The sequence below is a fragment of the Sorlinia euscelidii genome (assembly GCF_036452135.1).
Classification (GTDB): domain Bacteria; phylum Pseudomonadota; class Alphaproteobacteria; order Acetobacterales; family Acetobacteraceae; genus Sorlinia; species Sorlinia euscelidii.
In genome coordinates this window covers 589,176-609,608 of the sequence record NZ_JAWJZZ010000001.1, presented here as the reverse complement: position 1 = coordinate 609,608, position 20,433 = coordinate 589,176, and the positions used below count along the sequence as shown (strand labels likewise).

Sequence of the window (20,433 nt, the reverse complement as noted above, 5' to 3'; positions counted from 1 at the left end):
TATCACTCAACAACAAACAGGACTTGCTTATTGAAGAGATTTTCCTGGTCAAAAGGGATATTCCAGCGTTTCAGGCCACATGGTGACATGCAGCGATTGCATCTGTGCCATGCCGTCCGAAGCGCTGCTTCAGAGTTCAACTCTGCCCTGGCCCGGGCCTTTTCGGAGAAGTCCGCTATAAGGATTTTTCATGTTTAACCACCACAAAAAAACCATTGAATGGGCCGGAAGCGAGCTGACCCTCGAAACCGGCAAGATCGCCCGACAGGCGGATGGCGCGGTTCTCGTCACCTACGGTGAGACTTCCGTCCTCTGCACAGCTGTAGGGGCCAAAACGGTCAAGCCCGGGCAGGATTTCTTCCCTCTGACAGTCAATTATCAGGAGAAGAGCTACGCAGCCGGTAAAATCCCCGGCGGTTTCTTCAAGCGTGAAGGGCGGCCTTCCGAAATTGAAACCCTGACTTCCAGATTGATCGACCGCCCCATTCGTCCGCTCTTTCCTGCGAATTTCCTCAATGAGGTGCAGGTGACGGCGACAGTGCTGAGCCACGATCGCAGACATGACTCGGGCATTATCGCGTTGATCGGCTGCTCGGCTGCGCTGACATTGTCCGGCATACCTTTCCAGGGGCCGGTGGGCGCGGCCCGCGTCGGGCGCATTGATGGCGAACTGGTCATCAACCCCACCGTGGACAGGATGCCGGAGAGCACGCTTGACCTCGTCGTCGCCGGCACGAAAGACGGCGTGCTTATGGTTGAGTCAGAAGCGCAGGAACTCTCCGAGGATGAGATGCTCGCGGCGGTCATGAAAGGGCATGAGGCTTTCCAGCCGGTGCTCGACCTGATTTGCGACCTCGCTGAACTGGCTGCGCGTGAGCCCTGGAAGCTGCCGGAACCGTCCAAAGAGGCGCTGAAACTCCGTGAACGCGTTGGTAAACTCGCGACAAAGCCCATCACGGACGCCTATAAGGAAAAGCAAAAGCAGAAACGTCAGGAGAAGATTGCCGACGTCAAGGAACGCGTCATGGCGGCCCTTGAGAAAGACGGGTTGGACCTTGAAGCCGCCAAGCCGATGCTCAAGGAGGTTGAAGCGCAGGTTGTGCGCGGGTCCATCCTCAAAACCGGGCTGCGTATTGACGGGCGGGATCTCAAAACGGTCCGGCCGATCGTCTCGGAAGTCAACGCGCTGCGTCAGGTGCATGGCTCCGCCTTGTTCACACGGGGTGAAACGCAGGCACTCGTCATTGCCACCCTCGGCGGACCGCAGGATGGTCAGGTGATTGATGCGATTGAAGGTGAGCATCGCTCCAACTTCATGCTGCATTACAACTTCCCACCTTATTCAGTCGGTGAGTGCGGTCGTATGGGGAGCCCGGGCCGGCGTGAAATCGGCCATGGTAAACTGGCATGGCGCGCCATTCATCCGCTTCTGCCCAGCAAGACGGAATTCAACTTTACCATCCGTGTCGTCTCCGAAATCACGGAAAGTAATGGTTCATCCTCCATGGCGACCGTCTGCGGCACCTCTCTTGCCCTGATGGATGCGGGTGTCCCCCTGCGTAAACCTGTTGCCGGTATCGCCATGGGCCTTATTAAAGAGGATCGCGCCATGGCGGTGCTGACAGACATCCTTGGTGATGAGGATCATCTTGGCGACATGGACTTCAAGGTCGCCGGGACAAGAGACGGCGTGACCGCCTTACAGATGGATATCAAGATTACATCCATCACGAAGGATATCATGAAGACCGCTCTGGAGCAGGCGCGTGACGGGCGACTGCATATTCTGGGGGAGATGGCCAAAGCGCTTGAGTCAGGTCGTCCAACGGTTTCGGATAATGCCCCAAAAGTCACAACCCTGACGGTGCCGAAGGAGAAAATCCGGGATGTTATCGGGTCAGGTGGCAAAGTCATTCGTGATATTTCCGAAACATCCGGCGCACGTGTCGATATTGCAGATGACGGCACCGTCACCATCACAGCCCAGAATAATGATCAGGCCAAAATGGCAATCTCCCGCATCGAGGCCATTACGGCTGAGCCGGAAGTCGGTCGTATCTATGATGGCAAAGTCGTCAAGACGGCTGATTTCGGGGCGTTCGTCAATTTCCTTGGCCCGCGTGATGGCCTCGTCCATATTTCGGAATTGGCCAATAGCCGGGTTTCCCGCACGACGGACATTGTCAAGCAGGGTGACCAGGTCAAAGTCAAGGTGATTGGTTTTGATGATCGCGGCAAAGTAAAACTGTCGATGCGGGTTGTCGATCAGGAATCGGGTGCCGATATAAGCGACACAGTCGGTGATAAGCCGTCCCGCGCGCCACGCCAGCGCGACGGCGAATGATGTGAAGAAGCAGGGTGGCCGCAAAGGCGCGGCCACTCGAGTGGAGTTCTGCATAAGACATGAAGTTACTCGACACGGTCAGAATGGCTGGACGCGAGGTGCTTCCGCTCGTAGAGGGTGGTAAGGGCGTCTCTGTGTCGACTGGTATTTCGGCCGGGCACTGGGCGCTGCAAGGCGGCGTCGGCACCGTTTCCGCAGTCAATGCCGATAGTTACGATGTGGATGGTCGGCCCATTCCGCAGATTTATCATGCCAGGACGCGTCGTGAGCGCCAGGAAGAGCTCATTCGTTACGCTATTGATGGCGGTGTGACCCAGGTGAAAGCGGCGCGTGACATTGCGGGCGGCCAGGGGATGATCAACGTCAATTTCCTCTGGGAGATGGGCGCGGCGGAGCGGGTGATTGAGGGCATTCTCGACCGTATCCCGGGGATGGTCGATGGGCTGACCTGCGGTGCCGGCATGCCCTATCGCCTCGCCGATATTGCGGTGCGCCACAATGTCTGGTTTTACCCGATCGTTTCATCGGCTCGTGCTTTCAATGCCTTATGGAAGCGCTCCTACCATAAAGCGGCGGAGCGCCTGGCCGCCGTCGTATACGAGGACCCTTGGCGCGCAGGCGGCCATAATGGCCTCTCCAACAGTGAAGACCCCAATGTCCCGCAGGACCCCTATCCCCGCGTCAAAGCTTTGCGGGACACGATGCGCCAATATGGGTTGGGGGAGCTCCCCATTATCATGGCGGGCGGCGTGTGGCGTCTCGATGAGTGGCAGGATTGGATCGGCAATCCGGAACTTGGCCCCATTGTGTTTCAATTCGGCACGCGGCCTTTACTCACGATTGAAAGCCCGATCCCGGAGGCGTGGAAACGGCGCCTGCGCACCGTCAAAAAAGGCGATGTTTATCTCAACCGTTTTTCTCCCACCGGTTTTTACTCTTCCGCCGTCAATAACAGCTTCATGCAGGACCTCCGGGCACGTAGCGCGCGGCAGATCGCTTTCAGCACGGAGGCGGTTGGCCATCATGACACCATGCTCAGTATCGGGGTGCGTCGCCGTGAAGTCTTTGTTAGTCAGGAGGATTTTGAACTCGCCGAAGCCTGGCGTCAGGTTGGCTATACTGAGGCGCTGCGCACGCCGGACGCCACGCTGATTTTCGTGACGCCTGAAAATGCGCGCCAGATCCTTGCGGATCAGGCAGCATGCATGGGTTGCCTCTCCGAATGCCGATTTTCAAATTGGAGCCAGTCGCGGCCCGGCTTCACGACGGGCGTCAAGGCCGACCCGAGATCTTTCTGCATCCAGAAAAGCCTGCAGAATATTGCGCACATCCCCGATCAAATCTCTGAAATTGAGGCGGATGAAATCGCCGATCATAACCTCATGTTCGGCGGCACAAATGCCTGGCGCTTCGCGCAAGACCCTTTCTACTCCAATGGCTTCGTGCCTACCGTGAAGGAACTCGTCGAACGCATCAGATCGGGCCAGTAACGCGGCCTTGACTGCCCGTCGCTTTATTCTGATGCGTTTCTAAAGCAGGCATAACTCAGTGAGTGCTTTGCGCAGGTGGGTCGGCATAGCGTGTAGCAAATTCTCATCCCGCGCGGTGAGGTCAGGCGGTGCGTCCTCGGGCTTATAATAGCGCCATCCCTGAAAGGGCCGCATCGGTCGTGGCTGCACCGAAATAACTTCCGGCGCGACGAGTATCATCGTGCCCTCCTGCCCATCATGGCGCGTGTGTGGCTTAAAGCGGATGATGGATTGTCGGGCGGCGACGAAGCCCGCGATGACGCGATAAATCGAGCCTTTCCCGGCAATTTCATCGGCGCGTTTCGGTTGGGTGCGGGTGTAAATCACGTGCAAGCCGTCATGCCGATCGCCTTCACGCACACGTTGCGCGAGTTCCTCAACGTTCGCACAACCGGGGGTAAGTTTAATCAGGTGCAGCACAGCGGTTAATATCACTTGTTACGAGAAATGCCGGTTCAGCTTTCAAGATGAGCGTGCGGTGCATTCCGGTCAAGCGAAGTTTCGACAGTTAAGCCTGTCCCATCACGCTCGCAATCCCTTACAGCACAAGCGCAGCGAGAAGCGCTTCAAGACGGATGCGACCTGAGTCGGTTGCGGCAATATGTCCATTCTCGTAAGTGAGATAACCCTCATCCCGGGCCGCTTCCAAAATGGCGGCGTCGAGGCAATCCTGCAGGTTCTGCCCTGTTTTGCGCACAAAGCTTTCCGACGACAGGCCCTCTTGCAGGCGCAGACCCATCAGCAGGGCCTCACGCGCGCGCGCCTCGGCCCCCAGAGACGTTTCCGCCTTTGTGCCATGACCCTCCTGATTGACGTGCTCGAGCCAGAGGGAAGGGGCGCGATGCCGCCTTGCCGCCCATTTCTGCACGCCGCCAGCAGGGTCTACGCACGTTAAACGACTATGCGCCCCCGGGCCGATGCCAAGATAATCGTCATAGCGCCAATAAGCGAGATTATGGCGACTCTCCGCGCCGGGCCGCGCGTAATTGGAGACTTCATAGGCTCTGAGCCCGTGAAGCGCCGCGATTTCGCCCGTCACCTCGTAGAACCTTGCGGCTTCATCACCATCGGGCAGGATCAGCCGCCCCTGCCGGGCTTCAGCCTCAAACTTCGTCCCGGGCTCGATCGTCAATTGGTAAAGGGATAAATGATCGGATGCGAGGGTAAGCGCCTGATGAAGCTCGCCCCGCCATGCTGAAATCGTCTGGTCGGGGCGTGCATAAATCAAGTCAAATGAGACACGGTCAAAAAGATGGCGGGCCATCTCCAGCGCGCGGATGGCCTCACCCGCGTCATGCTGTCGTCCCAGCCGTTTCAAGGCCGCATCGTCAAGACTTTGCACACCGAGTGAGACGCGATTCACCCCGGCTTCCCGGATCGCGGCGAGGCGGGCTTGCTCCGTGCTCGTGGGATTAGCTTCCAACGTGACTTCCAAACAGTCGACAGGTTGGAAAAGCCGCGTCGCCTCGGTAATCAGCCGGGCAACATCTTCAGGGCGCATGAGGGACGGTGTCCCGCCACCGAAAAAGATCGATGTCAGGCGGCGCTTGCCCAGCCGCGTTGCCTCATGGGCCAATTCCCGTTGCAGCGCCTCGACATAAATTGCGTGCGGAATTTCGGGGAAAACATGGCTGTTAAAGTCGCAATAAGGGCACTTACTGAGGCAGAAGGGCCAATGAATATAAAGCGCCAGCCTGTCCTGCGGGGCGAGGCGCGCTGTCGCCCCGCCCGCGGCACCGGAAGAAATTACGTCATGCTGCATCGGACTTAAATCGAGATTCTCACCCCGAATTCAACCACTCGGTCCGGCGGGATGCGGAAGAATTCCGTTACTGAAACGGCATTACGCGCGAGGAAGAGGAAAAGCCACATACGCCAAATAGGGAGTTTGGGCAGGGAAGAGCGCACGACAATCTCGCGTGACACGAAATAAGAAGCCTGGATGGGGTCAAACTCAATCCCGGCACTGCGGAGATCCTCCAGCGCGCGGGTGACATTGGGCAGCTCCATGAAGCCATAGCGCACAATGACGCGGTGAATATGCGGCGCCAGCTCCTGCACCGTGGCGCGATGTCCCCGCTCTGCCTCTGGCTGATTAAGGTTCTGCACCGTGACGAAAAAGATATTCTGATGCAGCACCTTATTATGGCGCAGATTATGCAGCAGGCAATTGGGCACGATGTTCGGGTCTGCCGTCAGAAACACCGCCGTGCCCGGCACGCGCGGTGTGCGTGAATGGGGAAGCCGCGCGAGAAACGTGGCCATCGGAAGATTATCCGCCCGCTGGCGCTGCCGCACGAGGTTCCGCCCCCGCTGCCATGTCGTCATCATAATGGTCGCGCACAGGCCGATCGCCAGCGGCACCCATCCGCCTTCCGGGATTTTCAGCACGTTTGAGGTAAAGAATGAGGCATCGCTGAGGAAGAAAAATCCAAAAACAAGAGCGGTGAGCCATTTGCTCCATTTAAACACGCGATGAAACACAACGAGCGCCAGCAAGGTCGTGCAGACGAATGTGCCGGTCACGGCAATACCATAAGCGGCTGCGAGCGCGGAGGATGACCGGAACGCCAACACCAGCATCACCGCGCCAATCGCGAGCAACCAATTGAAGAAGGGCAGGTAGATCTGCGCCTCCTCATAAGGGTTGGTATGCTTGACGCGCATGCGCGGCAGATAACCCAGCAGCATCAGTTGCCGGAAAAGGGAGAACCCACCGGAAATACCCGCCTGACTGGCGATGACAGTGGCGAAGGTCGCCAGGATCAAAATGGGGATCTGCGCCCAATGCGGGGCCAGATGGAAAAAAGGGTTCTGCAAGGCGTCGGGAGAGCGGATCAACAAAGCGCCCTGACCGAGATAATTCAGTGCAAGGGACGGTAAAACCAGGACGCACCAGGCATATCGAATGGGCTGGCGGCCAAAATGCCCCATATCCGCATAAAGCGCTTCCGCCCCGGTGACAGAAAGCACAACGGACCCGAGTGCGATGAAGGAGAGGAAGCGGTGGTAGACGACAAATTGCGCAGCGTAATAGGGCGAGAGCGACAGGAGAATATGCGGGTTCTGCGCAATCGAGATCGCGCCCAGCGTGCCGATGACGATGAACCATATCAGCATGATCGGCCCGAAGGCGCGGCCGATTTTCCCCGTGCCGAGGGCCTGTGCGCTGAAAAGAGCGATGAGGATGATGATGGCGACGGGCACGACGACATGGGCGGCTGACGGTATGGAAACCTCAATCCCCTCAATGGCTGAAAGCACCGAGATGGCGGGCGTGATGATCCCATCGCCGAAAAAGAGGCACGCCCCGGCAATGCCAACCACACCGAGGAGCCATCGATATTGCGGTGTGTGGCAGACGCGCTGGGCAAGAGACATCAGCGCGACAATGCCCCCTTCACCATTATGGTCGGCCCGCATGATCAGCAGGACATATTTAAGCGTGACGACGATCATCAAAGCCCAGAAAGTCAGGCTCTCAAGCCCCATGATCTCCCAAGTGTGGATCGGGCGTTGGCCGCCGCCGATGATTTCGACAGAGGTCTGAAAAGCGTAAAGGGGGCTTGTGCCAATGTCACCGAAAACGACGCCGAGCACGCCCAGCAGGCCGGCGACACCGACCGGGGCGGATTTATGCCCGCCATCCCGCCCGAACTCCCGGATAAGTCCGGCTGTCACCTCATGAGGATGGGTTTCGGTTAGATGATGCCCCCCTTCATGATGGCCCTTATGGCCATGTTGAGAGCGGTCATGCGTTGAGGTCATGCAAATCGGCCTAAAATGAAAGGGCAGTATTCCAGCTGCGACCCCCAGGGACCCTTCATGCGGAACATGCGATTCTCTTCTGATACAGTGATCTCAGTCAAGCTGACAACCAGACAGCATCAACATCAAAGTCCGGGGTCCAAACCGGGTTGCATCACAAATCCGGTGTCAGGTGGCGGGAGGTTGGGACGCGCGCTGCCCGAAAATGGCAGTCCCCACGCGGATGAGCGTCGCCCCGCAATCGATCGCCGCTTCAAAGTCATTTGACATGCCCATTGAGATTTCCGGCAGATCGTGACGCGCGGCGAGAGAGGCGAGATAAGTGAAATGCGGTATCGGGTCATCTTTCTCAGGCGGGATACCCATCACCCCGACAAGCTGCGCGCCGAAGCGTTGACGGCACGATTCGATAAATGCATCCGCCGCATCACGGCCAATCCCGGATTTTTGTGGCTCACCCCCTGTATTGACCTGCACAAGCAGGCGTGGAAGGCGACCCTCCTGATCCGCCGCGCGGGCGATGGCATCGGCAAGGGCAGGGCGATCCAGCGTTTCAATGACATCGGCCATGCGGCAGGCATCCCGCGCTTTATTTGTCTGGAGCGTGCCGATCATGTGGAGTTGCAGGTCGGGAAAGCGCGACCGTAACGGGGGGAATTTCGCTCTGGCCTCCTGCACGCGGTTTTCTCCGAAGACATATTGCCCCGCCCCAAGCGCCGCCAATACTGCGTCCTGCGGATGGAATTTGCTGACCGCGACAAGCCTGACAGCGCCCTCCGGCCGCGCAGCGCGCGTACAGGCGACGCGCATCCTTTCGCGTATGGCGTTGAGACTTTCAGCAATAGCGAGGCCCGTCATTGTGGCAACTCCTTCTTCAATCCAGGGTCGTGCGCGCACCCTCCATATCGCGTCAGGGGTGGCCTCGCGGCGCGTGACATGCGATAGGCTAAGCATGCGTCAAGACAAGTCTCTTATATCCCGTTCCGATCCCACCCGCGACCTTGCTTTCGATATCCTGACCGGCATCTTCGAGCATCGACGCATGTTGGAAACGACGATGGATCGGAGCAGCATCAAAGCAGGGCGGGATCGCGCCAGCGCCCACCGCCTTGCCGCGACAGTCTTGCGGCATTATGGCAGCATGACCGAGCTTCTGCGTCCTTTGCTTAAAAAAGAGCCCCCTGTACCCGTGCTATGCGGGCTCCTTATGGGCGTGGCGCAGCTTCGTTATCTGGAGACGCCGCCACATGCCGCGGTCAGCACGGTCGTCGCTCTGCTGCGTCGACGACGCCTGACGCCTTTCGCGGGGCTGGCCAATGCGGTTCTGCGTCGCGTTGCAAGAGAGGGTGCGGAACTTGAAGCGGGACTGGATCATGAGCGCCTCGACATTCCGCCCTGGCTGTGGAGCGCCTGGGGAGACCGGGCGCGCGCCATTGCCGCTGGCCTTTATCAGGAAGCGCCCCTTGATATCCGCCTTAAGCCCGGCATCGCGCCGCCTATGGCGCTGCCGGCAGGGCGCGACATGTCGCCTGAGACAGGCGACGATACGGAGGATTCCACGCGGGATGATCTGCCCCGTATTGCACCGCGCCTGTTACCGAATGGTTCGGCGCGCTACCCTGCGGGAACGCGCGTCACCCTTCTTGACGGGTTTGAGGAAGGGCAGTTCTGGGTGCAGGATGCGGCGGCTGCAATGCCTGTGCTTCTGATGGGCGCGGTTGCGGGTAAAAATGTGATTGATCTCTGCGCGGCACCCGGGGGAAAGACAGCGCAGCTTGCCAGCCAGGGTGCGCATGTGACCGCTGTGGAGCGGGATGCGACGCGTATGCGCTTCCTCAAGGAAAATATGAAGCGTTTGGACCTTGAAGTTACCTGTGTTCAGGCGGATGCCATGACGTGGCGGCCGAAAGATAAGGCCGATATGGTGCTGTTGGATGCGCCTTGTTCCGCCACCGGGACATTTCGCCGTCATCCTGATGTTCTTTGGGTCAAGCGCCCGCGCGACATTCTTTCCCTCACGCAGCAGCAGGACAGGTTGATTGACGCGGCCCACGAAATGTTACCGCCGGGCGGCACGATGATCTATGCTGTATGTTCCCTTCAGGATGAGGAAGGGCCGGATCGCGTGCAAGCTGCCTGCGCGCGCGGATGGGCGTTGCATCCATTTACCGAAAAGGAAGCAGGCGCCATGTCCTTCGCCGTGACGGCGTCAGGCTGTTTCCGCACGCATCCGGGGATGTGGCCGGAGGAAGGCGGGCTCGACGGGTTTTTCGTGGCGCGGTTGAAGCGTATATAAAATTGTCGCGTTCTGAAATGTCGGGTTTGTTCTTCCATCATCTCATCAGGATCAATCGTCGCTTAACACGCCGGTATTGCGCGCGTCGCCCCAATATGGGAAGTCACGGCGTCCTGATGGGAAAATATTTAGGTCAGGTTAGTTGGATGCCGCAACGTAAGATACCTCTCATCGCCCCCTCCATTCTCTCCGCTGACTTCATGAGACTGGGGGAGGAAGTCACCGCGATTGATCGGGATGGCGCGGATTGGATACATGTCGATGTCATGGATGGGCATTTCGTGCCGAATATGACGTTCGGCCCCAGCATGGTCGCGGCCCTGCGCCGCCAGACGGACAAGCCTCTCGATGTCCATCTCATGATCGCCCCGGCGGACCCTTATCTCGAAAGCTTCGCCCAGGCGGGCGCCAATCACATTTATGTTCATTGTGAAGGCAACCCGCATGTGCATCGCAGCTTGCAGACCATTCGTAAATCAGGGGCCATCCCGGGCATCGCCATCTGCCCGGGCACGCCGCCTGAGGCACTGACCTATCTCATGGAGGAATTGGATCTCATCCTCGTTATGACGGTCAATCCCGGTTTCGGTGGACAGAAATTCATCGACGCGCAGATCGGCAAAATCGAGATTCTCCGCGCCATGGCAGACGCGACCGGGCGTGATATCCGCATCGGTGTTGACGGCGGAATTGATCCGACGACCGCTCCGCGTGTTGTAAAAGCAGGAGCTGACATGTTGGTCGCAGGCACGGCGGTTTATGGCCAGCCTGATTACCGAAAGGCGATCAGCGATCTGCGTGATGCCGGGATGCGCGGCCTGCAGCCCTGACACGCTGTCGAGGCGCCCCGGCACCGGCGTGGCAGGACGCTGAAACCGGGATGGTGCGGAGATGAGGAGGATGAGCGATTAAACCTGCGTTAGTCAGGCTGCAACATGCCCTGTCTGGCCTCAAAAGAGCGCCGTCAGAACCCTCTGCCGTTTTACGCGATATCTGGACAGGCAACGCTGACCGCGCGGCGAAACTTCTGGCGGGATTGATTTATGTTGAGGGGCGTGAATATCCTTTTCTCCTCAATAATATCGAGCGCCAAACCCTACCGCCACTCGTGCAGGAGGAAATCGGCAAGTTCCTCTGGCTGCGTGACCTCGCGGCCCTGGGCACGGAGGAGGCGCGTCTCCTCGCGCGTTCCAGCATTGCAGGCTGGATCCGGCAGCCGCTTCCGCAGGATAACTCTGTCCTGACCGCTGCGCGTCTCTGCGCCATAATCGGACATTTCGAATTTTACGCACGCACGGCGGATGAGCGTTTCCGTCGCAGACTCATGCGGCACCTCATTCTTGTCGGACGCCTCCTCGCAATTGCACCACCGGAACTGGAGGGGCGCTGGCAATCTCTCGTCGTCACGCGTGGCCTGATGGTTGTCGCATTTTTCCTCCCCGGATTTAAATATTTGCGGGAGCGCGCCCTGCGCCGCCTCGAAACAACGATTTTGCAGCAGATCTACCCGGATGGGACAGTGCGGCAGCGCAGTCCTGACACGCAATTTCAGGTCGTGCGGGAATTGACGGAAATGAGCGCCATTTTACGCATGGCGCAGCAGCCCGTTTCCGACATCATCATGACATCTCTGACACGCCTCTGTCCTGTCCTGCGCGCCCTGCGCCATGGGGATGGCGGCGTTTCCCTGTTTCATGGCGGCTGGGCGCATGATGGCGCTTTTGTCGAGCGTGTCATCCAATATGCAGGACGGCAGAAGATCGTCGCGCCCACCATGCCTGATGGACGTTTCATCCGCCTGACGGGCAGGAAGGCCCTCCTCCTCGCGGATGGCGGCGCGCCGCCGGAAGCGGGCTTTGACCAGACGGCACATAATGCGCCCTTCGCATTTGAATTCTCCTATGGGCGTCAACGCCTTCTCGTCAATTGCGGCAGTTCCCGCCTGCCATCATGGCAGGAAGCGTTGCGCCATCCCTCGGCGCATAACAGCCTTGTCACGGAAGGTCTTCTTCCACCTGCGCGGGGAGGGCATGCAGATGCGTCGGCCATTGAACGTCGCATCTCAACCGACTTCGTGGAAAATGATGCCGGGCTCGTCCTTGAACTTAAAATGGAGGTGGCTTCCGGCGCGGGTGCCTATGAATGGGAAAGGCGCCTGTCTCTCTCCGATGATGGTCGCGTTTTGAGGGGGGCGGAGAGCGTCAAGGCCGACGCGGATCGGAATCTCGTCTACCGCTTTCATCTCGCGCCGGATGTCCGTATTTCTGATTTCACAGAGGGGGCATTCTGCGAGCTTGAGTGTGACGGCATGATCTGGCAGTTCACCCAGCAGGGCGCGACCCTGAGCCTTGAGGAAAGCGTGTATTTCGGAAATGGTTTTTACCAGAAGACAAACCAGATTGTGCTGACGGCCAATGATCCCACCGAACGTCCGGGTGAACTCCCCTTTGACCAGTTGGGAGACGGACGTCATCGCGTGGTGCTGTGGACGTTGGAAAGGCTGTGACGTTATCCCGCCGTCCAACTGCCCGTCCGAATGGCCCGTTACGGGTTCTGGAAGTGGCCAATATTGATTTCGCGATGCGGCAATTCATCCTTCCCATCATGCAGGGCCTGCGGGATGCTGGCTGCGAGGTGACGGGCGCCTGTGCTGAAGGGCCGCACCTTGCCGCCGTGCGCAAAGCGGGTTTTGAAGTCGATGCCGTGCCAATGGTGCGCTCCCTTTCTCCCTTTGCACAGTGGCATGCGCTGAAAGCGCTTATTCGGCTTATAAGGAAGACGAAGCCAGATGTGGTGCACGCGCATATGCCGATCAGCGGCTTTATCGCGCGGGTCGCAGCGCTTTATTGCCGTGTGCCGTGCATCGCCTACACGTGTCATGGCTTCCTCTTTAATCAGCCCGGTCCGGTCTGGCGTAAGCTTCTTTCCTTCATATTGGAATGGATGGCGGGGCAATGGACCGATCTTTTCATGACAGTCTCGGAAGAAGAGGCGCAGGATGCGCGGCGGTGGCGCATCAACCGTCACGCGGTCGCCAATCTTAACGGACGTGACCCGCAGCGCTTCCGGCCTGACCCGGCGGCACGACAGGCCATACGCGCCGAACTGGGCGTTGATGACGATATGGTCGTCATCCTGGCTGTGTCACGCCTGGTGCGCCATAAAGGATATCCTGAGCTTCTTCGCGCGATGGAGGATGTCCCAAACGCGCATCTATGGATTGTCGGGGCCCGCCTGCCGACAGATCACGGCGATATGATGACGGCTGAATTTGAGCGCGGGAAGGAAAGACTTGGCGCGCGCCTGCAGATGCTGGGTTATCGGGATGATGTCCCTGCCATTATGGCGGCATCCGACATTTTTACGCTGCCCAGCCATTTTGAAGGCCTGCCCATGGCGATTGTGGAAGCCATGTTGACCGGCCTCCCCGTGGTGGCGACGAATATTCGCGGCGCGCGTGAGCAGATTCTTGATCAGGAAACGGGTTTGATCGTCCCGGTCGGTCAGGTCGACGCGCTGGCCCGGGCTTTGAACAGTCTTGTCGATGACCGCGATGTGCGCCGCGCCTATGGTGCTGCGGGGCTGGCGCGCGCATGTCGCCTCTATGTGGAAAGTGACAGTGTGGCGCGGAGCGTCCGGCTTTTGACCGCACCCACGAGCTAGTTGTGGCGCCTGGTCATTCCGGCTTGATAATGACGTGATGTTTCTTCCCTGACGATACGCGCAGGACGTCCTCTGAAAGATCGTTCAGCGTAATCATCTGATTTTCATCCGCGACCACGACGTCATTGAGTCGCGCCCCGCCGCCACGGATAAGGCGGCGCGCTTCTCCGCCGGATTTGACGAGGCCGGTTTCAACAAAAATCCGATATGCGGGCAGACCCTCTGCAAGCACCTGACGCGCGAGCGATATTGTCGGAAGGCTGGTGGAGAGGCGGCCCTGCTCAAACGTCGCCATTGCGGTTTGCGCGGCTTCCTCCGCTGCGGCGCGGCCGTGACAAATGGCGGTGGCCTCCGTCGCAAGGATTTTCTTTGCCTCATTGATTTCCGCGCCTTCAAGGGCGCCAAGACGCTCACATTCCGCTACGGGTAGATCGGTGAACATTTTGAGAAAGCGCCCGACATCGGCATCTTCCGTATTGCGCCAGAACTGCCAATATTCAAAGACGGGTAGCTTTTCTGCCAGAACCCATCGCGCCCCCTGCGCGGACTTCCCCATTTTTGCGCCGGAAGCGGTGGTGATAAGCGGCAAAGTCAGGCCAAAGACCTGTTTGCCCTCCGTACGCCTTACCAGCTCGACACCGGCAACAATATTGCCCCATTGATCGGATCCGCCAATCTGCAGCGTCACGCCCTCGGCGCGGTTGAGGGCGCGGAAATCGTAGGATTGCAATATAGAGTAATTGAATTCAAGAAACGTCAGGCCCTGTTCCCGCTCCAGTCTCTGGCGAACACTGTCGAAAGAAAGCATTCGATTGACTGAAAAATGCACGCCCACATCGCGCAGCAGGTCAAGATAGGTCAGGCGGTTCAGCCAGGCCGCATTATGCAACATGCGGGCTGACGACCCGGCATTGTCGAAATCGAGAAACTGCCGCAGACTGCGCGCGACGCCCGCACTATTTTGCGCGATGGTCTCCACCGTCATGAGGGCGCGTGCTTCTTCCCGGAAAGACGGGTCACCGATCTGGGCGGTTCCGTCGCCCACAAGCGCAATCGGCCGATGACCGTGGCGCTGCATGAGTCGGAGAACCATCAGGCAGAGCGCATGGCCGACATGCAATGAGTCCGCCGTGGGGTCAAACCCGATATAGGCACTGACTGGCCCTTCAAGAAAAGCTTGGTCGAGCGCTTCAGGATGGGTCGATTGATAGATATATCCGCGCGCCTGTGCTTCTTGCAGGAAAGGGCTCTTGTAGGTCGTGTTTTCCATGGGGCCTCCGCGCGGGGTCGATTCGGGCCCCTTTCATACGCTTCCCGGCCTCATAAAAAAAGCGCCCGTTTGATGGCGCGCTTTTTCTCCCTGCCTGTTTCGCCTTTAATCCATGGTCAGGGCAAGGGGACGCTCCGCGCGACGGGCGGAAACATGTTCCTCCAATGCTTCAGAGACGAGGTCGGCTTCATGGGCGAAAATATGGTTCGCATTATCGAAAACGCGGTAGTCAACATCGACATTTTTTTGCGTGTTCAGCTTTTCGACAAGCTTTCTGATGCCGGGCTCAGGCGCCATATCGTCTTTTCCGCCCGCAATCATCAGGCCGCCACAAGGGCAGGGGGCGAGAAATCCGAAATCATAATCATTAGCGGGCGGTGCCACACTGATCCAACCGCTGATTTCCGGCCGTCGCATAAGGAGTTGCATCCCGATAAACGCGCCAAAAGAATAACCGGCAATCCATAATTCGGAAGAATTCGGGTTGATTGACTGCATCCAGTCCAAAGCCGCGGCCGCATCGGAAATCTCGCCAATCCCACCATCATAACGCCCCTGGGAGCGCCCCACGCCGCGTGAATTGTAACGCATGACCGAGAACCCCATTTTCTCGAAACTGCGATACATGGAATATGTGATGCGGTTATTCATCGTGCCGCCATGATGCGGATGGGGATGCAATACGAGAGCCAGGGGCGCGTCTGCTTCTTCAGAATGGTGGTATCGACCTTCCAGTCGGCCGTCAGGCCCGGCAAACATGACTTCAGGCATTAAGGTGCTTCCGTTGATTTGAGTGATAGAGGGGCGCGCAGCGTCATTTAACTAACGGCGCGCCGCGGCTTCAGAACATAAAAGGAGAAGGACGTGCGTGCCGTGCAGCGATCCGGGGAAACGGGGTGCGGTTGACGATTGCAGATTAGGCATGCTCCCGAGCATTCTCCTTCCAGATTACGACAGCAGGCCCAGGCCAATGCGGGTCTCGGCTTACGGAATCAGGTACATTTTTAAGCGTGACGCTTTTTCTCGTCGACGTGTATACCGGGGCTTCAAGGCAAAATTCTACTTAAATCGTCACGTCATTTTAAAATCGTTTATCCGATACATGGCGGAATCATGCGCGACGTTGCGAAATCACGGGGGTGATGATGAACTTGTATTTCGACGCCAATGCGACGGAGAAGCCGCGGCCGCAGGCGCGTGAGGCCATGCTGGAAGCGGCCATGTCCATCGGTAACCCCGCCTCCATCCATAAGGCCGGTCGGGAAGCGCGCCGCCTGCTTGAGCGCTCAAGGACGTTGCTTGCGGAAAGCTTCGACATTATTGAGGACCAGCTCATCTTCACTTCCGGTGGTACGGAGGCCAATGCGCTGGCCCTCCATGCCTTCTCCCATGATCGCCGGATCCTGATCACCGCGACAGAGCACGATTCGGTGCGGAAGGCCGCCAGAGCGGCCAGCGTGATACCTGTGATGCCGTCAGGTGAGGTTTCGCTGGAAGATCTCGAAACCATGCTGCGGAAAGGTGGGCCCGCCCTTGTCTGCGCCATGGCCGCCAATAATGAAACCGGCGTGATTAATCCGCTTCCGGACATTGCCGCGCTTTGCCAGACATATGGCGCTTACCTGCATGTCGATGCCGTTCAATATGCCGCGCGACACGTCATGACAATGCGAGGCCTGACCAGTGTTGCGATATCCGGCCATAAAGCGGGCGGCCTCAAGGGGGCCGGTGCGCTTCTGCTGAGTGGCGACATACCGGTTAAGGCAATGATGTCCGGGGGCGGGCAGGAGAGAGGGCGGCGCGGCGGGACGCCCGCATTGCCGGGCATTGCCAGTATGGCCGCGGCAATGCGCGCCGGGCAGAAACAAGACTGGTCGCAGATTGCCGCCTGGCGGGATGAGATTGAGCGCGTGGCGCAGTCCTGCGGCGCGCTTGTGGTCGGCAAAGAGGCCACTGCCCGCCTCGCCAACACCAGCTGTCTGATATTGCCTGAGATGAGTGGACAGGCGCAGCTCATCGCCCTTGATCTGGCGGGGTGCTGCGTCTCAACCGGCTCCGCCTGTTCCTCCGGTAAAGTGACGCGCTCACACGTGCTTGAAGCCATGGGTATGGGGCAGCTTGCCGGCCACGCCATCCGCATTTCCCTGCCATGGGATGTCACGGAAGAGGATGTCGCGCAATTTTGCATGGCTTACGGGCAAATGGCGTCAACCCGTAAAAAGGGCGTCACGGCGTGATCTATCTGGATTACCTCGCCTCAACGCCTTGTGATCCCGACGTTATTGCGGAGATGCAGAGATGTTTTTCCGACCTCCATGGTAACCCGAACAGCGCGCATCACGCGCCGGGCCGCGCTGCCGCGCTGAAAATCGAGGCGGCACGCGCCGCCGTCGCCCGGTTGATCGATGCGTCGCCGCAGGAGGTGATTTTTACATCAGGCGGGACGGAGTCCAATAATCTGGCCATCAAGGGCGCTGCACATTTTTTGAAAAAACACGGTGATCCGCGGCGGCGGATCATCACGGCGGCGACGGAGCATAAATGTGTCCTCGAAGCCGTGCATGATCTGGAGCAGGAAGGGTTTGAGCCGGTTATCCTGCCCGTCCTGTCAAACGGGGCTGTCTCGCCTGACGCGTTGGCGGAAGCGTTGGCCGTGCCGACCCTGCTCGTCTCCATCATGGGCGCAAATAACGAGACCGGCGTCATGAATGATTTGCCAACACTGAGCGCGCTCGCGCGTGGAAAAGGGGCGCTCTTTCATTGCGATGCCAGCCAGATGATCGGGAAAGTGCCCTTTTCCTGCGCCGATGTGGATCTTGCCTCATTTTCAAGCCATAAAATTTACGGCCCGCAGGGCGTCGGCGCGCTTTACGTGCAGAGGCGGCCGCGCATCCGCCTTGCCCCTTTATTTTCGGGCGGCGGGCAGGAGCGTGGCCTGCGGTCCGGCACGCTGCCCGTGGCGCTCATTGCCGGGTTCGGGCTTGCCTGTGCCCTATGCCAGACCCATATGGCGTCGGAAGCCCCGCGGCTGGCGGCGCTGCGTGATGCGCTTTTCAACGGCTTAAAGGCGCTCTGGCCGCGCAGCGTCATGAATGGCCGGGGTGCTGCGAGACTGCCCGGTGCTTTGAATATCTGCCTCAAAAATGGCCCCGAAGCACAGGGTTTAATGGTATTAACGCCGGAATTAGCTTATTCAAGCGCATCCGCATGTATGTCCGGTGATGTGGCGCCATCTTACGTCTTACGCGCGATGGGGCTTTCTGAAGCAGATGCGGGACGAAGCTTGCGTCTCTCCGTCGGACGTTTTACCTCGTCATCCGATATTTCGCGGGCGCTGGATATTTTTGGCAGGGCGTTGCAGGCGAACTGAGTTGAAGAAATGGAATTTTGAGTATGCCACGTATGGTTTTCGTCGCGCAGGACGGCACACGCAGTGAGGTTGAAGCGCCGATTGGCCTCTCCGTTCTCGAAATAGCGCATAAGCATGATATTGACCTGGAGGGGGCGTGTGAAGGCTCTCTCGCCTGCGCGACATGCCACGTCGTCGTCGACTCGGCCTGGGCTGACCGCCTGGCGACACCGACGGAAGATGAGGAGGATATGCTCGACCTCGCTTTCGGCCTCCAGAAAACCTCGCGCCTTGGTTGTCAGATCGTCATCACGGAAGCGCTTGACGGACTTGTCGTGCATCTGCCGAAGACGGCCTGATTCGAGGGTGGCGTTTCCATGCGTGTAATGGTCGCAATGTCGGGCGGGGTGGATAGCTCCGTGGTGGCGGCACTCCTCAAGGCTGAGGGCCATGAGGTAATCGGGGGCACCTTGCAGCTTTATGATCATGGTCAGGTCAGCCGCAAAGGGGCTTGCTGCGCCGGGCGCGACATCATGGATGCACGCGCGGTGGCGGATCATCTGGATTTTCCCCATTACGTCATCAATGCGGAAGAACGCTTTCGTAACAGTGTGATCGATGATTTCGCCGCCAGTTATGCGCGTGGCGAGACTCCCGTGCCATGCGTTGCCTGTAATCAGGGCGTCAAATTTACGGACCTCCTGACCCTCGCGCGGGATCTGGGATGTGACGCGATGGCGACGGGCCATTATGTGCGGCGTGTTGAAGGCGCGGCCGGGCCGGAGCTGCATCGCCCCGTTGATGAAACGCGTGACCAGTCATGGTTTTTATTCGCGACGACGCGGGATCAGCTTGATTATCTGAGATTTCCGCTCGGTGCCTATGGCTCGAAGGCGGAAGTGCGTCGGAAAGCTGAATCATTCGGGCTGAAAATCGCTGATAAAGCGGATAGTCAGGATATCTGTTTCGTCACGGATGGCTCCTACGCCAAAATGGTGGAGGCGCTGAGGCCGGAGGTCAGAGGCCCCGGTGACATCACGGATGAGGCCGGGAAGGTCCTCGGCCAGCATGATGGTATCGCGCGTTACACGGTGGGGCAGAGTAAGAAGCTCGGCGACGTCCATACAAAAGATGGGACGCGTCAGATGGTGACGCGCATTGACGCCGCGCACCGGCGCATCATTGTGGGGCCGCGCGCCGGGGCCGGGCGACGCAGCTTCCGGCTGCGGGATGTGAATTGGCTGGTCGATCCGCCGCCGGAGGGGCTTGCCTGCACAGTCCAGCTCCGCGCCCGGGAAAAAACCCGGGAAGCCCGCATTTTTGCGGAAGAGGGCGCTGTAGCCCGCGTCGAGCTAGAAGAAGCGGCCATGCCCGCCCCGGGCCAGGCATGCGTCTTCTATCGTCAGTCCCATGTTTTGGGGGGCGGCTTCATCCAGGCACTTCATGACTGACGCGTCCGACCTCCTTCTCATGGGGACACGGCGCTATTCCTCATGGTCGTTACGGGCGTGGCTCGCTGTGAATCTTGCCGGGCTTGAAGTGCGTGAAGAGGTCATCCCGCTCAGAGGGGGTGGGCAGACGGAGGAGATCCATCAACGCAGTCCCAATCGATGCGTCCCCTACCTGCGATATCATGGGGCGGAAATCTGGGAGAGCCTGGCGATCTGCCAGTTCTGCGCGGGTTTCAATGCACAATTATGGCCGCAATCGCCTGAAGCTTATGGGCGGGCGCTGAGCCTCGCTGCGCAGATGCATGCGGGTTTCGGACCGCTTAGACGCGCCTGGCCGATGAATTGCGGGCGCGTCTTCCCCCGCGCTGACGTTGTTGACCCGGATGTCGCCCGTGATCTCGCCGATATCGAGACATTATTGACCGCGACGCGGGCACGTTTCGGGAAGGGCGGGGCCTATTTGTTCGGCGCGGCTTTCGGCATTGCGGATGCCATGTTTGCGCCGGTCATGTCGCGCTTTGCGACCTATCAGGTGCCCGTCTCAACGGTGCTGGCGGATTACCGCGATGCCGTGCTTGCCCACCCCCTCATGCGGGAATGGTATAGCCGCGTCATGGAAGAGCCATCATCCTGGCAACTTGATCGATTTGAATTTCCGAATGGATCTGACCCGGCTCACGAAAATTTCAACCCGGGCTGAACGCTCCGAACTTCAAGCTCGGCCTCAAAAAACCGGCTTTTCCCGTGGAAGGGCTTGGCGTTT

17 protein-coding genes are annotated in these 20,433 nt (G+C 58.9%); 11 read left to right on the top strand and 6 right to left on the bottom strand.

All coding sequences use genetic code 11. The features are described 5' to 3' along the window. The first annotated feature begins 190 nt into the window (after positions 1 to 190). Positions 191 to 2,344 (top strand): polyribonucleotide nucleotidyltransferase, encoded by a 2,154-nt coding sequence (pnp, locus tag CGLAMM_RS02885; protein ID WP_394819395.1) that lies wholly within the window; start codon positions 191 to 193, stop codon positions 2,342 to 2,344. Between the two features lie 59 nt (positions 2,345 to 2,403). Further along, entirely contained in the window at positions 2,404 to 3,834 is a 1,431-nt protein-coding gene (locus tag CGLAMM_RS02880; RefSeq protein WP_394819396.1) for an NAD(P)H-dependent flavin oxidoreductase, read from the top strand. Positions 3,835 to 3,873: 39 nt separating this feature from the next. On the opposite strand, the gene CGLAMM_RS02875 is transcribed toward CGLAMM_RS02880, so the two are convergent. The 4 genes from CGLAMM_RS02875 to CGLAMM_RS02860 form a co-directional block, all read right to left on the bottom strand. After that, positions 3,874 to 4,308, bottom strand: a complete 435-nt coding sequence (locus tag CGLAMM_RS02875) for a DUF1489 family protein (RefSeq protein WP_418115314.1) — start codon at positions 4,306 to 4,308, stop codon at positions 3,874 to 3,876. A gap of 103 nt (positions 4,309 to 4,411) precedes the next feature. Further along, entirely contained in the window at positions 4,412 to 5,635 is a 1,224-nt protein-coding gene (gene hemW, locus CGLAMM_RS02870; protein WP_394819398.1) for a radical SAM family heme chaperone HemW, read from the bottom strand. 5 nt (positions 5,636 to 5,640) lie between these two features. Continuing rightward, complete coding sequence (locus CGLAMM_RS02865; protein ID WP_394819399.1) at positions 5,641 to 7,641, bottom strand: potassium transporter Kup; 2,001 nt, start codon at positions 7,639 to 7,641, stop codon at positions 5,641 to 5,643. Between the two features lie 168 nt (positions 7,642 to 7,809). After that, entirely contained in the window at positions 7,810 to 8,499 is a 690-nt protein-coding gene (locus CGLAMM_RS02860; RefSeq protein ID WP_394819400.1) for a YggS family pyridoxal phosphate-dependent enzyme, read from the bottom strand. A gap of 94 nt (positions 8,500 to 8,593) precedes the next feature. Between CGLAMM_RS02860 and CGLAMM_RS02855 the strand changes: the two genes are divergently transcribed. From CGLAMM_RS02855 to CGLAMM_RS02840, 4 genes are all read left to right on the top strand, one after another. Continuing rightward, on the top strand, positions 8,594 to 9,937 hold the full coding sequence (locus CGLAMM_RS02855) for an RsmB/NOP family class I SAM-dependent RNA methyltransferase (protein WP_394819401.1): 1,344 nt from the start codon (positions 8,594 to 8,596) through the stop codon (positions 9,935 to 9,937). A 146-nt stretch (positions 9,938 to 10,083) separates the two neighbouring features. After that, entirely contained in the window at positions 10,084 to 10,767 is a 684-nt protein-coding gene (rpe, locus tag CGLAMM_RS02850) for a ribulose-phosphate 3-epimerase (protein WP_394819402.1), read from the top strand. A gap of 206 nt (positions 10,768 to 10,973) precedes the next feature. Next, a complete protein-coding gene (locus CGLAMM_RS02845; RefSeq protein WP_394819403.1) occupies positions 10,974 to 12,443 on the top strand; it encodes a heparinase II/III domain-containing protein in 1,470 nt (489 codons plus the stop codon). Positions 12,444 to 12,517: 74 nt separating this feature from the next. Beyond that, positions 12,518 to 13,600 (top strand): glycosyltransferase family 4 protein, encoded by a 1,083-nt coding sequence (locus CGLAMM_RS02840; protein ID WP_394819730.1) that lies wholly within the window; start codon positions 12,518 to 12,520, stop codon positions 13,598 to 13,600. A gap of 13 nt (positions 13,601 to 13,613) precedes the next feature. Here the strand turns inward: CGLAMM_RS02840 and tyrS are convergent, their stop codons facing one another. Both tyrS and CGLAMM_RS02830 read right to left on the bottom strand, forming a co-directional pair. Then, positions 13,614 to 14,870: a tyrosine--tRNA ligase gene (tyrS, locus tag CGLAMM_RS02835; RefSeq protein ID WP_394819404.1), complete on the bottom strand. Its 1,257-nt coding sequence runs from the start codon at positions 14,868 to 14,870 to the stop codon at positions 13,614 to 13,616. 105 nt (positions 14,871 to 14,975) lie between these two features. Beyond that, positions 14,976 to 15,641 (bottom strand): alpha/beta hydrolase, encoded by a 666-nt coding sequence (locus CGLAMM_RS02830; RefSeq protein WP_394819405.1) that lies wholly within the window; start codon positions 15,639 to 15,641, stop codon positions 14,976 to 14,978. A 371-nt stretch (positions 15,642 to 16,012) separates the two neighbouring features. On the opposite strand from CGLAMM_RS02830, the gene CGLAMM_RS02825 reads away from it, so the two are divergent. Genes CGLAMM_RS02825 through CGLAMM_RS02805 form a run of 5 tightly spaced genes read left to right on the top strand, consistent with a single transcriptional unit; the run spans position 16,013 to position 20,370 of the window. After that, positions 16,013 to 17,107, top strand: coding sequence for a cysteine desulfurase family protein (locus tag CGLAMM_RS02825; protein WP_394819406.1), 1,095 nt, complete (start codon positions 16,013 to 16,015; stop codon positions 17,105 to 17,107). Continuing rightward, positions 17,104 to 18,240 (top strand): cysteine desulfurase family protein, encoded by a 1,137-nt coding sequence (locus CGLAMM_RS02820; protein WP_394819407.1) that lies wholly within the window; start codon positions 17,104 to 17,106, stop codon positions 18,238 to 18,240. Before CGLAMM_RS02825 ends, CGLAMM_RS02820 begins: the two co-directional genes overlap by 4 nt. A 23-nt stretch (positions 18,241 to 18,263) precedes the next feature. Further along, entirely contained in the window at positions 18,264 to 18,578 is a 315-nt protein-coding gene (locus tag CGLAMM_RS02815; RefSeq protein ID WP_394819408.1) for a ferredoxin family 2Fe-2S iron-sulfur cluster binding protein, read from the top strand. Positions 18,579 to 18,596: 18 nt separating this feature from the next. Next, complete coding sequence (mnmA, locus tag CGLAMM_RS02810; protein WP_394819409.1) at positions 18,597 to 19,670, top strand: tRNA 2-thiouridine(34) synthase MnmA; 1,074 nt, start codon at positions 18,597 to 18,599, stop codon at positions 19,668 to 19,670. Beyond that, positions 19,663 to 20,370, top strand: a complete 708-nt coding sequence (locus CGLAMM_RS02805) for a glutathione S-transferase (RefSeq protein WP_394819410.1) — start codon at positions 19,663 to 19,665, stop codon at positions 20,368 to 20,370. The genes mnmA and CGLAMM_RS02805 overlap by 8 nt, the downstream gene beginning before the upstream one ends. Positions 20,371 to 20,433 lie beyond the last annotated feature (63 nt).

Excerpts from the sequence above, each read along its gene's own strand:
- pnp (WP_394819395.1), top strand. The coding sequence starts at position 191 with ATGTTTAACCACCACAAAAAAACCATTGAATGGGCCGGAAGCGAGCTG.
- CGLAMM_RS02880 (WP_394819396.1), top strand. The coding sequence starts at position 2,404 with ATGAAGTTACTCGACACGGTCAGAATGGCTGGACGCGAGGTGCTTCCG.
- hemW (WP_394819398.1), bottom strand. The coding sequence starts at position 5,635 with ATGCAGCATGACGTAATTTCTTCCGGTGCCGCGGGCGGGGCGACAGCG.
- CGLAMM_RS02865 (WP_394819399.1), bottom strand. The coding sequence starts at position 7,641 with ATGACCTCAACGCATGACCGCTCTCAACATGGCCATAAGGGCCATCAT.
- CGLAMM_RS02860 (WP_394819400.1), bottom strand. The coding sequence starts at position 8,499 with ATGACGGGCCTCGCTATTGCTGAAAGTCTCAACGCCATACGCGAAAGG.
- CGLAMM_RS02855 (WP_394819401.1), top strand. The coding sequence starts at position 8,594 with ATGCGTCAAGACAAGTCTCTTATATCCCGTTCCGATCCCACCCGCGAC.
- rpe (WP_394819402.1), top strand. The coding sequence starts at position 10,084 with ATGCCGCAACGTAAGATACCTCTCATCGCCCCCTCCATTCTCTCCGCT.
- CGLAMM_RS02840 (WP_394819730.1), top strand. The coding sequence starts at position 12,518 with ATGCGGCAATTCATCCTTCCCATCATGCAGGGCCTGCGGGATGCTGGC.
- tyrS (WP_394819404.1), bottom strand. The coding sequence starts at position 14,870 with ATGGAAAACACGACCTACAAGAGCCCTTTCCTGCAAGAAGCACAGGCG.
- CGLAMM_RS02830 (WP_394819405.1), bottom strand. The coding sequence starts at position 15,641 with ATGCCTGAAGTCATGTTTGCCGGGCCTGACGGCCGACTGGAAGGTCGA.
- CGLAMM_RS02825 (WP_394819406.1), top strand. The coding sequence starts at position 16,013 with ATGATGAACTTGTATTTCGACGCCAATGCGACGGAGAAGCCGCGGCCG.
- CGLAMM_RS02815 (WP_394819408.1), top strand. The coding sequence starts at position 18,264 with ATGCCACGTATGGTTTTCGTCGCGCAGGACGGCACACGCAGTGAGGTT.
- mnmA (WP_394819409.1), top strand. The coding sequence starts at position 18,597 with ATGCGTGTAATGGTCGCAATGTCGGGCGGGGTGGATAGCTCCGTGGTG.
- CGLAMM_RS02805 (WP_394819410.1), top strand. The coding sequence starts at position 19,663 with ATGACTGACGCGTCCGACCTCCTTCTCATGGGGACACGGCGCTATTCC.